This window comes from Paenibacillus sp. MMO-58, from assembly GCF_037146255.1.
Taxonomy (GTDB): Bacteria; Bacillota; Bacilli; order Paenibacillales; family Paenibacillaceae; genus Pristimantibacillus.
The window spans coordinates 234,653-246,661 of sequence record NZ_JBBCVY010000005.1; the positions used below are offsets into that span (position 1 = coordinate 234,653).

A 12,009-nucleotide genomic window follows, 5' to 3' on the forward strand; every position below is an offset into this window, starting at 1 on the left:
CGGTCAAGCCGTATAGTGAAAAGACATATGCGGAAACGCCATTTTGAATTCGAACGGGAAGCACCCTTCGAACCAGCCTTTGGGCTTGGTTTGAAGGGTGCTTTTTTTGTTTTCGGCTGCCGCTATGAATATTCCACAAGGAGGATTTACACGCATGACATTTCGAATGCCGGCCACGGCCTTGCTGTTAGCCCTGCTGCTGTCTGCCATTCTCCCGGCGGCGGTTGCGGAGGCGGCCGTTCATTCCTTGTCCGCAACGGCGCAGAAGCAGCTCGACAAGACTAAAGCCGGGCTGCCGTCAACGGACGCGGCGAAGCTCCAGTCGCTGTATCAAAGCTTTGTCCAGCAGCAGAACGCTATTGGAGACAAGGATACGCGGCTCAAGACCACTGCCAAAACAAATGATGACAAGGAGTCAGAGCTTAGGCAGAAAATCCGGCTGATCGACAAGGCAAAGCTGGATACGCTGGACAAGAAGGTAACGCAATTAAAGAACTATTATCAACCTTTGTTTAATCAATACGAAGCTGCCCAAGCGGAGCTGAAGGCGGCACGAAAGTTCGGCATCAAGGAGCTTACCGCGGCCGTACAGCTGAAGGTAGACCTGCTGGAGATTTCGGTGAAAAGCGCCAAAGAGGAGATTCGCGCCGCGCAAAGCGCGTTAAGCTCGGCCAAATCATCGGCAAACGACAAAATGAAGCGGCTGCGCGGCCAGCTTGACGCCATTACCGAAGAGGAACGGAAAATCGCCGTAGCGAAGTCCGCGATCAGTCAGCTGAACAAGCAAAAATCGGCGGAGTGGAGCGATTTGCTGTACGCGCTGCGAGGCTATGACGGTAAAACTTCCATTCGTTCGCTTACTACGCTGACCACGGTCGTGAAGCAAATAACGGATCAACAGGTGAAGATAGAGGGCTATGAGAAGAAGATTGCAGATATTAACAAGACCGTTGCTGCCCAGCTGAATTAGAGCGGAAATACGAGAAGAGGCTGTTCCCCAGGGAACAGCCTCTTTTTTAGAAGGCAGCTTATTTGTTGCTAAATTGTCGATTGCGCGGCAGCGGAGACAAGGCCTATAATGACAAGGCCGGCTGTTCCAAGCACGATCAGGCCGTTCAGCACGATACCGATAATGGCAAATACTTTGCGGCGGTTTTTCTGAACGGCGCCAACAATGCCGAGGATCAGGCCGATAATGGCAACGCCGATGGATGCGATAATACATAGTCCGGCGATCATAATCGGTACCAAGTCAGACGGAAGCGTACCTTCGCTTTCCATATTCTCGACTTCATTCAGGAACCCTTGAGCATCACCGGTTACATTGCTCACAAACATAGTAGCGCTGATCACGCATCCAACGACAAGTAATAACGTAACGAGTGCCAATATGAAGGAAGCGATGCCAAGTCCCGATTGCTTCAACGGTCCATTCTCCCTGACCGGAGCAAAAGGATGGGAAGGCCTTGATGCGTAGGGATTATCATAAGGCTGCTCGGGATTTACGGATGAGCCGGTTTGCGGATCTGGCTGCGAAGGATTGCGCGGTTCTTCCAAGAATGATCGACTCCTTTGTAATAAGTGGATTTACTTGTAAGATTATACACAAACGAGAAAGGGATGAAAACAAGATGTCTAATAAATATTTCGCTTACGGCGCGATAGGCGCTGCATTAGCGGTAGCTCTTGGGGCGTTTGGCGCTCACGGCCTGAAGGATACTTTGTCCGAGGATATGCTGGAGGTCTATGAAACCGGCGTCCGCTATCATATGTATCACGCGATTGGCTTGATGCTGGTCGCTTTGCTGGCCGACCGGATTGGCGACGTCAAGCTTGTGAGAGTGGGAGCGCGCCTGCTTATTGCAGGGATCATTTTGTTCAGCGGCAGCCTGTACGTCCTCGCGTTAAGCGATGTTAAAATATTAGGCGCCATCACCCCTCTTGGCGGTGTTGCCTTCTTGGCCGGCTGGGGCTGCATAGCGGCCGCGGCGCTGCGTGCCGGAAAAAAAGCATAGCAAATGAATAGGCAAGGCCGCTCAAGGATGAATGGAGCGGCCTTTATTTTTTGAAATTCTCTCGCTCCGCCAAGGACGGCGACAGCCGTTTCGCATTGTGTCGAAATAGGAATGCTACTTGTCAAATATAGGTCTGTAATGCTACAAGATTCATGCCGTACATGGCGAAATGCCTTGTTTTTCGACATAAAACGCCTTTATTCTACAAGAATTATTTATTGTTTTAGTAAATATTTCTATACCGCACAGACCATATCGTTTATAATGAATCTAACCTTGCTTGACCTGACAAGAGGAAGGAAGTTGGTGCGTGACGAAACGGATGGACGGTTCGCCTAATAGACGGTATCGGGCTTCGCAGCCACAAGTCATGCTGCGGACAGCCGCTCTTGCGATAGCTATTGTGGCTGTGCTATTCTGTGCAGCGGCCTTGTATAGGAATGCCGACCCCGTGTTGGAATGGACTTCGTCAATAATTGCCGTATTGGCGATTGCAATAACGGCAATCTTGTTTGCCAGGAACGGGCAAATGATCGGATTCCGGAATTTCCATACGCCAATCGTAGAGACACTGCTTCAGTCGGAAGCTGTTCCCTTGGCGATTTTGGATCGGGATGGCGTCATCATGGAGATGAACGTTGCCTCCAGCAATACGCTGGGCTATTTACGCCAGGACCTGCTTGGCAAGCCGCTTGCTCCGCTGCTGGAGCCGGGAAGCAGGAGCAGCCTGCAGGAGATGCTGGCTCATGCGCTCCAAGGAAAATCGGAGCAGCGCAATATTAATATTACGCATCGTTCGGGCTTTCCGCTGGAGCTGCAAATCATCAGTTCTCCAATGCTGAGAGACGACGAGGTGATCGGAACCGTCATCGTCAGCCAGGATTTGAGCGACCGGAAGCGGAATATCGAGCGGATTCGATACATGGCTTATTACGACGATATGACTGGCCTGCCTAACCGTACCTTATTCCATATTCGGCTGAATGAAAGCCTTGCTTTTGCCAGAGAGCATGACCGGATGATTGGCCTTTGTTATTTGGATCTGGACCGGTTTAAGCTGGTTAACGCCTCGTTTGGACGCGAATTCGGCGATATGCTGCTCTTGCAGGTAGCGGAGCGTCTTACGAGTGCGATCGGCGAACAGGGAATCGTAGCCCGGATGGAGGGCGATGAATTCGCCTTGCTGCTCCATGACATCGAATCGGAAGAGCAGCTGATCGAATTGTCACGCGGCTTGCTGCACGCCATTGACGAGCCGTTTGAGCTGAAGGGCTTCCCGCTGCATATTACCGGCAGTCTTGGAGCGGTAACCAGCCTTGTCAAAGAGGATGAAGGCTACTCGCTTCTGAAGAAAGCCGATATTGCCCTGGTCAAGGTGAAGGAGAGCGGCAAGAACGACTGCATGCTCTACTCAGAGAGCTGGAGTAACTCTTCCTTCGAGCGGCTGACGCTTCAGCACGAGATGTACCGCGCCATTCAGCGCAAAGAATTTATTTTGCTCTACCAGCCGCAATACGATCTGGTGTCGGGCATGATGGTAGGCGTCGAAGCGCTTGTCCGCTGGAGACATCCGGCGAAAGGGATGATTCCGCCGGGTGAATTTATTCCACTCGCGGAAGAGAGCGGGATGATCGTCCAGATCGGCGACTGGGTGCTGGAGGAAGCCTGCCGGCAGAACAAAGAGTGGCAGGATGCCGGCCTTCCGCCGATGCCGGTATCGGTCAATCTCTCGATCCGTCAGTTCGTGCAGCAGGATCTGGCGACTAAGGTCGCTTCGGTGCTGGAGAAGACCGGGCTAAAGCCGGAATATCTTGATCTGGAAATCACCGAATCGATGACGATGGATACCGGCCACGTATCCCGTTGCCTGCTCGAGCTTACGGATATGGGAGTCGGCATTAGCGTAGACGATTTCGGTACGGGCTACAGCTCCTTCCATTACTTAAAGAACTTCCCGATTGACCGATTGAAGATCGACCGCTCCTTCGTAAGGGATATTCAACAGGATCCTAGCGACGCGGAGATTGTTGCGGCTATTATCGCAATGGCGCATAACCTGAACATTCAGGTCATTGCCGAGGGCGTCGAGAACGAAGAACAGATGGAGTTTTTACGGAAACATAACTGCGATGAGATGCAGGGCTATTTCTGGAGTCCTCCGGTGTCAAGCGCTGACATCGAGCAAATGCTTGGAGCGGCCTACATTCAATAATTTTTCTAACGAACAAAAAAGCTGTCCTTTCGTCCAATACGAGAGGGCAGCTTCTTTTTATTAATCTTGGAAATCCTCGATCTCATTAAGCCTGAACGTATAGACCTGCTTTTCGTCCACGTGATAGACCGTAATCAGATTTCCTTCCTCGTCTATGTTTAGAATGCGGCAAGGGATGCTGAGCTTGATTCCAAGTCCTTTGTTCACTATGAGGCGAATCAATTTATTGCTTTTCATAAATGCCCGGATGGAATCGAGTCCATTGCCGGATGAGGGAACGGCAGAAGCGACGGAAGCGGCGGGAGGTACAGGAGCCGGATTTGCTTGGGCAGCTGACTTCGCGGCCAGAGGTACGGGAACCGGCTGGCTGCCGGGCAGTTCCGTTTTACGTTGATCGATAAGCTGTCCGAGCTGAATTCCGTTAAGTATGCGATAGTCGGCATAAGCGCCTTGGTTAAGCGATTTCAAAAGCTTCTCCAAGGCAGCAGCGTTGCTGTCCCCTTCAACGAGCAATTCAACCTGGAATACGTATGAGTTTGTGCGGGCCGGTTGTGTTGGTTTCATAGTTCCTCCGGACTAAAAATTAATAATGTCTTTATAAATATATCATCAAAAAGGTTGGACACATAGTCCTAAAAATAAGCAAGTAAACCAACACTGCTTTGCAGCTTCTGCATATAATGTTGTTGCGGTTCGAACTGACCTGTCATGGCCTGTAGTAAAGGAGGTGTCCAAAATGATGAGAATGGTTCCTATACCTCTCGGGGACGGTATTACCGCGCTTGGCGTTGAGGTGAAGCTGCCGAAAACAACCCTGCTCTCCATCTCCACGGATAGAGGATATATCATGTGCGGAGCACATTTTTATGTGTAATCTGCATGTCAGAATTATTGTGTTGGTAATGCTGAAAAACCCAGTATGGACAAGCGTTCCGCTCGTTTTTGATCGTGCTTAAAAGTTTCTGTGGATGACTAACAATATCTGACCGTGATTAAAAATTGTGACCTTTTTTGTGACCTTGTGACTCGAGATTCAGTGTGATTGCCAACTTTGAAAAGTCCCTTTCAGGTTTAGATAAAATCGCTTAAGTTTCTTGTAATTGATCATTAAATTTTAAATGCTTCTAAAATGCTTTGAAATTACTTGTGAATTGTGCTCCATTGGCTTTTAACCGTGGTATATTTGTATCATAGGAAATTGAGAAACGGGCGGCGCTGTTTAGTAACCAGTGCCGCTTTTCTTATGCCTAAATTGAGAATCGAGCATCGGCGTGGGTGCTCAACGTCTCGGATCAGCCAGCCTTGCTCGTGCGGGTGGCAACCGACCTTGGCTTGTGAGGTGAAATTCCTTCAACCTAGTGACACAACTTGCGAGGCTTATCAAAGGTAACGGAAAAAATAAACTTGCCGAGTTTGTAATGACTGAGTCTTACTTCGTCTGAGTTTATCGGCATTTATTCTTGAACAACAAACAACCGTTCGTATATAATCGCTTTTGAGGTGATTGTAAATGAACGGCCAGTCAATGTCTGACGAGGAATACAGCTTGATCAGGGATTACATCATTTTGCCCTTTGTGAAGAACATGGTTAAGAACAACATGGATAAGATCAAAGCGGAGGGCATGACGCTCAGCGAGCTATTCGTCAAATCCAGTAAAAGGGCTCTGGAGCTGATTGAGGATGATATCAACCTTAGCCGCAGGAACGTTGGCCGGCTGAAGATGCAAATCACCAAGGTCAAGCAGAACGACGACAGCGAAGAGTACGAGGTCCGGCTGCGGGGGTACGTTCATAACATCACGTTGCAGCGGCATGTGGCTAAGCGTGAAATGGCGACGATGCGGGATGCTTATATAGCAAGAGTGGATTTCAAATAAAAAGAGCCACGCTGGATGCTTTCCCGCTGGCTCTTTGTCTTAATTACCGGTGCTTCCGGATTTGATTTGATTATAAGATATTTAGATCAATATGGTCAACGAAAATTCATTGTAGGCGGTGATGCAAATGTCTTTAGAAGAAGATTTGAAAAGAGTCGTTGAGCAATTAACCGTTACGTTCCGGCCAATTGTTGAATCTATTGCAGGTGCAGCAAATACATTTCTCAAGGAGTTTAAGAAATCTGTGATTTTATTCTGTGAACAAAGCAATGATCCAAAATTGAGGAGAAGCGCAGTTATTTACAAACGAACCAAAAGCGCTCGAATTAAGCAGAAGCATTACAACTTGATGTTCCTGGAATTCAGTAATTGGCATGCTCAATAAAAAACTCCACGGCGTTTGTGGAGAACTTGTGCAAAACCCATTGACCGCCATTTTGGGGCATGTGTAAAATGGTCTTGTCTTCTTATCTCCAAAGTTACAAAGGAGCGTATGCTTTTAATATAAATGCGCGTTCTACGCGCTACCATGCCTTATGTGACGAGCAAAGCGCACGTCATGCCTTATATCCTTTATATCCTTTGAAGTCACTCACATTGCGGAGTGGCTTTTTTTATTGCCTGAGAAAGGGGTTGGATTTATGTCTTTTATCCGCTACGAATGTATAGAATGCGGCGGCGAGTGGGTGCTTCCTTATTTAGAAGGACGTGCATGTGTTAAGTGCGGAATTTTGCTAAAAGCAGTCGCTTCAGTGGCTAAAATGCATCCAGGAGGAATCGTTTCGAAAGAAGCATTGCAAACGATTGGTAATGGGGAGAGAGAAGTGATCGTTCCTCTGTCTGAACTTGAACCCGGGAAATTGTTCGGTCCGCCTAATTGCAGTTCAGCAGTAAAAAGACCGCCGCTTGAGATCAAGATTAGCGTGGATACATCAGAGCTTGATGTCGCTCTAGCTAAGGCTGAGAAGTTGGTTGAGCTTTTAGGTAAGGCAAATGAAGCCATGGGCTCGTAAGTTCTATAACAGCAAAGCATGGCGGATATGTAGAGCTGCTTATATCGAATCTGTACACGGCTTATGTGAACGGTGTGGTGAGGCCGGCTACATTGTCCATCACACGGTTTACCTTACACCTCAGAACATTAACGATCCGAGCGTATCGCTCAATCATGACCTGCTGGAGTACGTGTGCCAGCTATGCCACAACACTGAGCACCATGGCAGTACTGAGCCTATTACAGCACAGGGCACAGCGTTTGATGAGCAAGGCAACCTAATACTTGTTGGGAGAGGATTCAGTCGTGCTTAGAAACTACACGATTATGATTGCAGCAGGTAATGCAATGCCTATGTATGTTCATGCAACTGTTGAAGAAGCAGAAGGCGAGAACGATTTAATTACAAAGTGGGTTGCACAAAGGGAGAATAGAGCTGCCTACTTCACCTATCCCAATGGACGATTATTGATGCACTACATCATCGGTGTGTTCAGGAATTAATCGAAAATATTCCAAAAAACTTTCGAAAAAAGAAAAATAATTGTTGACTTTTCGCCACTTCATTCAGCTAAAGCGTTTCGAAATTTTAGGGCAAGACCCCCCCTTTCGAAAAAGCGAACAGGCGATGGCTAAGACCGATGTGCCCCATTCAAACAACACACAGGTCACGCGCGAGGGGGAGGGGGTCTAATTGGAGGTGAAAAAATGCCTAAGCAAAAATTGACGGATGAGGAAAAACAGAAGAATAAAGAGATTGGCGCGAAGAAAGCCAGAGTTACCCTCGAGGAGAAAAGACTTAAGGTGATATTCGATAAGTTATCGAGTGATGCGAAAATAGTCGCTGCCGGGCTCATACGTCGGGCTGCCTACATGCGCGTTACGCTTGAGGATTACGAGCAGGACATCAACGAGGGCGGATCGGTAGAACAATTCAAGCAAAAGGAAGGCGCGCCATCATTCGAACGTGTCCGGCCAGTAGCACAGTTGTACAACTCTCTCAACAAGAACTATCAGAGCATAATCAAGCAATTATCTGACCTTTTACCGAAGCCTGATCCGGACGCCGGTGGGGGCGGCACTGGTAATGGTAAGGGCGATGGATATGACGAATGGGTTGATAGCCGATGACCGCAGCACTTAAGCTTTACCCGCTTGAACATAACCCGATCCTTGATTACTGGGCTCAAATTGAGGCCGGCAAGGTAATGGTTGGCGAGAAGGTCCGCCGAATGTATAGCAAGCTCGCCTCCGACGTCTACGACGACGCTTCCGTTTACGAATACAGCGCCAGGCATGCCAATCACGCCATTGAGTTTATCGAGAACTTCTGCAAGCACTCGAAAGGCAAATGGGGCGGCAGATCCATCGAGCTGGAGACGTGGCAGCAGGCGTTTATCGCCGCGACATTCGGCTTCATCCATAAAATTGACGGCACCCGCAAATACCGCGAGGTGCTTCTTGTCGTTGGTCGGAAAAATGGCAAGTCGACGATTGCTTCCGGTATCGGTTTGTACCTGCAGGTTGCGGACCAGGAAGCGGGCGCGGAAGTCTACGCCTGCGCAACGAAGAAAGACCAGGCCAAGCTCGTTTGGCTTGAAGCGAAGCGTATGGTCAATAAATCCCCATCGCTCAGGAAGCGCATAAAGCCTCTTGTGAGCGAGCTTGTCGGACTGTCCAACGATAGCTCATTCAAGCCGCTCGGAAGCGACAGCGAGACGCTGGACGGCCTGAACGTACACGGCGCGATGATGGACGAGATTCACGCATGGAAAGACAAGAACCTGTATGACGTTATCGTCGATGGTACGACGTCCCGGGAGCAACCGCTTATTGTAATGATCACGACGGCAGGCACGGTCCGGGGCAGCGTCTACGATCAAAAATATGACGAAGCCAAAGAGAAGATTGACCGGCTAGACGATCCGCCTGAAGAAGACCCGCATGAGCGATTCCTGCCCATCATTTACGAGCTAGATGACCGTGAAGAATGGAAGGACCCGGCATGCTGGTCTAAGGCGAACCCGGGGCTTGGAACTATCAAGAAGGCCGATCAGTTAGCTACGAAGGTTGCCAAGGCAAAAGCCAACCCGATGCTGGTTAAGAACCTTCTGACTAAAGATTTTAATATTCCTGAGACCTCGGCTGAGGCTTGGTTGACATATGAAGAAGCTCGAAACGATGCGCTCTATGACATCGAGATGCTGCGTGGCTCTTACGCTGTAGGCGGCGCCGACTTATCCAGTACAACGGACCTTACCTGTGCCACATTGCTCGTTATGCGGCCAGACGATCCGACCATATACACCATACAGCAATACTTCCTTCCAGAGGAACTGCTTGAGAAGAAGGTCACGGAGGACAAGATCCCTTATGATCTTTATCTGGAACGCGGCTGGCTGACGATTTGCGAAGGCAACAAGGTTAACTATAAGGATGTGACAGCCTGGTTCCAACGAATGCACCAGGAATATGACATAACACCGGTGTGGATTGGTTACGACCCGTGGAATAGCAAGTATTGGGTCGATGAAATGAGTGAAGTTGGCTTTAATATGGAGGTTGTCCGCCAAGGCTATCAGACGCTATCACAGCCAATGAAGGAGCTTGCCGCTGATCTTGGTGCCAATCGGGTTAACTACAACAAGAACCAACTACTTCTTTGGTGTTTGACGAACACGGTTGTTAAGTCTGATGACAATGATAACGTCAGGCCGATTAAAGGCAAGAACCAGAGGGCGCGGATTGACGGTACTGTCTCGCTGCTGATCGCTTATACGGTTCTGTTCAACAAGATGACGGACTTCAAAGCACTAATTTAGAAAGGAGGCTTTTTGTGGCTAGAATCACAATCACAAACGATAACGGGGAAATCGAAGAAATTGAATCTAATGCTTTTGTTATCGTATTCGATAGCGGTTCTGATATTGGCGTAACTGGCGAATTAACGCCTGAGTTTATTCAGGAATGCTTAATTATCGGACCTATTGAGCAGTTTGCCCAACAGTATGAAAAGGGTGAGATTGGTTAAAGCGCTTTTGGTTAGGAAGGAGGTGAGACATTGAAAGAGAAACGATCATTCTTCCAGATGGTATTTGGCACAAACAGGCAGCCGCCGCCACAGCAGTACACGCAGATGCAGATGCTTAACAGCTCGCCGACCTTCTACGACTTCGCCGGGGATGGGTATGACAGCGATACGGTTCGGTCGACGGTCGATGCGTTTGCGAGGAATGTCGGCAAGCTCAAGGCGAAACACATTCGAAAAATAAACGGTCAGATCGGCCCGCCAACCAATTCTAATATTGAATGGCTGCTACAAGTAAGGCCGAATCGGTTCATGAACGCCTATATCTTCTACTACCGGTTAGCAACTCAGTTTTTAATGAGCAACAACGTGTTTGTGTGGGTTCGCCGTGATGCCATGAACAAAATTGAGGGGTTCTATCCGCTTAATTCGGCTGGCGTAGAGCTGCTGGAATACCAAGGCGAAATGTATGTAAGATTCCGGTTTTATGACGGCAAGCAGTACGTCGCGCCTTATTTCGATATCATCCATTTGAGACGGTTCTTCTTCAACGACGATATGTGGGGCGAATCGAATAAAAAGGCTTTGAATCCGGTCCTTAACCTTATCGCAGTCACGAATCAAGGCATAGCCAACGCGGTTAAGTCATCGGCGTTTATTCGGGGCATTTTGAAGTTTACCAGCATGTTAAAACCAGAAGATATGAAGGCTCAGACCGATAAGTTCCAGGCTGATTATTTGTCAGCTGCCAATAATGGCGGTATTGCTGCGACTGATTCAAAAGCCGAATATCAAGAGCTTAAAAACGATCCGAAAATGATTGATGACAAGCAAATGATGGCGATGGAGAACAAGGTTAACAGCTACTTCGGTACCAACGATAAAATCGTCCAATCCAAGTACAACGAGGCAGAGTGGGGAGCCTTCTACGAGTCCATGATCGAGCCATTTGCCCTGCAGATGGGCCTTGAGTTTACCGCTAAGGTGTTCAGCGAACGAGAGCAAGGTCACGGAAATGAGATCGTGTTCGAAGCCAACAGACTCCAGTACGCCAGCAACGACACGAAGGTTAAAATCATCGAGACGCTGGTCGACCGTGGCATGATGTCGATTAATCAGGGGCTTGAAGTATTCAACCTTCCTCCGATTGAAGATGGCGAGAAGCGCATCATGAGCCTCAACTTCATTGACGCCGACAAGGCCAGTGAGTACCAGCTTGGCAAGGTGAATAAACAGCCGGCAACGGCACCGAAAGGGGGTGAAGACAAAAATGACGATGGTGGACAACCGCCTAATCCGAACGTTTAACGTTGAAGCGCGGGCATTGGTTGAGGGAGAACCTGGATACATTGCTGATGGTTACGCAGCAAAATTCAATTCTCCGACTGTACTATTCGAACACGCCGGCGTGCAATACAAGGAAGTCATTGACGCCCGCGCATTTGACGGCGCTGATATGTCGGATGTGATTTTCCAATACGACCACAAAGGTAAAGTAATGGCCCGCACCAAGAACAACACCTTGCAGTTGGCGGTTGATAATACCGGCTTGAAGATTGAGGCGCGACTCGGTGGTACGGCTGAGGGACGAACACTTCACCAAGAGATCCATGACGGATATGTCGACAAAATGAGCTTCCGCTTCAAGGTAGCGCCCGGCGGCGATAAGTACGATCAGGCAACCAGAACACGTACCATCACGAAAATTCAAAAGGTTTATGACGTATCCGCCGTTTCGATTCCGGCTTACGATGACACCAATATATCGGCTCGCAGCTTCTTTGAAGCGGAAGTCGAAAAAGAAAAACAAGCAGCCCGTGACGCTGAACAACGTCAAAGGCTGCTTTTATTTTTGAACACACTCTAAAACGAAAAGAGGAA

General features: G+C 48.7%; 14 protein-coding genes and 1 pseudogene. 13 read left to right on the forward strand and 2 right to left on the reverse strand.

Features of this window, described 5'->3' with window-relative positions; all coding sequences use genetic code 11:
• Positions 1–154 precede the first annotated feature (154 nt).
• Entirely contained in the window at positions 155–970 is an 816-nt protein-coding gene (locus tag WFJ73_RS16895; RefSeq protein WP_336774185.1) for a hypothetical protein, read from the forward strand.
• A 68-nt stretch (positions 971–1,038) separates the two neighbouring features.
• On the opposite strand, the gene WFJ73_RS16900 is transcribed toward WFJ73_RS16895, so the two are convergent.
• Positions 1,039–1,557 (reverse strand): hypothetical protein, encoded by a 519-nt coding sequence (locus WFJ73_RS16900; protein WP_336774186.1) that lies wholly within the window; start codon positions 1,555–1,557, stop codon positions 1,039–1,041.
• A 74-nt stretch (positions 1,558–1,631) separates the two neighbouring features.
• Here WFJ73_RS16900 and WFJ73_RS16905 point away from each other — a divergent pair, with 74 nt between their 5' ends.
• Together WFJ73_RS16905 and WFJ73_RS16910 are read left to right on the forward strand one after the other, a co-directional pair.
• Positions 1,632–2,015 (forward strand): DUF423 domain-containing protein, encoded by a 384-nt coding sequence (locus WFJ73_RS16905; protein WP_116394315.1) that lies wholly within the window; start codon positions 1,632–1,634, stop codon positions 2,013–2,015.
• 310 nt (positions 2,016–2,325) lie between these two features.
• Positions 2,326–4,227, forward strand: a complete 1,902-nt coding sequence (locus tag WFJ73_RS16910) for a putative bifunctional diguanylate cyclase/phosphodiesterase (protein ID WP_336774187.1) — start codon at positions 2,326–2,328, stop codon at positions 4,225–4,227.
• Positions 4,228–4,287: 60 nt separating this feature from the next.
• On the opposite strand, the gene WFJ73_RS16915 is transcribed toward WFJ73_RS16910, so the two are convergent.
• On the reverse strand, positions 4,288–4,791 hold the full coding sequence (locus WFJ73_RS16915; RefSeq protein WP_336774188.1) for a hypothetical protein: 504 nt from the start codon (positions 4,789–4,791) through the stop codon (positions 4,288–4,290).
• Between the two features lie 172 nt (positions 4,792–4,963).
• Here WFJ73_RS16915 and WFJ73_RS16920 point away from each other — a divergent pair.
• The 10 genes and pseudogenes from WFJ73_RS16920 to WFJ73_RS16970 form a co-directional block, all read left to right on the forward strand.
• Positions 4,964–5,086, forward strand: a pseudogene (locus tag WFJ73_RS16920) (DUF1805 domain-containing protein); the annotation flags it as partial.
• Between the two features lie 651 nt (positions 5,087–5,737).
• Positions 5,738–6,106, forward strand: coding sequence for a hypothetical protein (locus WFJ73_RS16925; RefSeq protein ID WP_336774189.1), 369 nt, complete (start codon positions 5,738–5,740; stop codon positions 6,104–6,106).
• Between the two features lie 127 nt (positions 6,107–6,233).
• Entirely contained in the window at positions 6,234–6,491 is a 258-nt protein-coding gene (locus WFJ73_RS16930; protein WP_336774190.1) for a hypothetical protein, read from the forward strand.
• A gap of 256 nt (positions 6,492–6,747) precedes the next feature.
• Positions 6,748–7,119: a hypothetical protein gene (locus tag WFJ73_RS16935; protein ID WP_336774191.1), complete on the forward strand. Its 372-nt coding sequence runs from the start codon at positions 6,748–6,750 to the stop codon at positions 7,117–7,119.
• Between the two features lie 287 nt (positions 7,120–7,406).
• Positions 7,407–7,604: a hypothetical protein gene (locus tag WFJ73_RS16945; RefSeq protein ID WP_336774193.1), complete on the forward strand. Its 198-nt coding sequence runs from the start codon at positions 7,407–7,409 to the stop codon at positions 7,602–7,604.
• A gap of 204 nt (positions 7,605–7,808) precedes the next feature.
• A complete protein-coding gene (locus WFJ73_RS16950) occupies positions 7,809–8,231 on the forward strand; it encodes a hypothetical protein (protein ID WP_336774194.1) in 423 nt (140 codons plus the stop codon).
• Entirely contained in the window at positions 8,228–9,922 is a 1,695-nt protein-coding gene (locus WFJ73_RS16955; RefSeq protein ID WP_336774195.1) for a terminase large subunit, read from the forward strand. Before WFJ73_RS16950 ends, WFJ73_RS16955 begins: the two co-directional genes overlap by 4 nt.
• 14 nt (positions 9,923–9,936) lie before the next feature.
• Positions 9,937–10,131, forward strand: a complete 195-nt coding sequence (locus WFJ73_RS16960; protein ID WP_336774196.1) for a hypothetical protein — start codon at positions 9,937–9,939, stop codon at positions 10,129–10,131.
• 30 nt (positions 10,132–10,161) lie between these two features.
• Entirely contained in the window at positions 10,162–11,436 is a 1,275-nt protein-coding gene (locus tag WFJ73_RS16965) for a phage portal protein (RefSeq protein ID WP_336774197.1), read from the forward strand.
• A complete protein-coding gene (locus tag WFJ73_RS16970) occupies positions 11,399–11,995 on the forward strand; it encodes an HK97 family phage prohead protease (RefSeq protein WP_336774198.1) in 597 nt (198 codons plus the stop codon). Before WFJ73_RS16965 ends, WFJ73_RS16970 begins: the two co-directional genes overlap by 38 nt.
• The last annotated feature ends 14 nt before the right edge of the window (positions 11,996–12,009 follow it).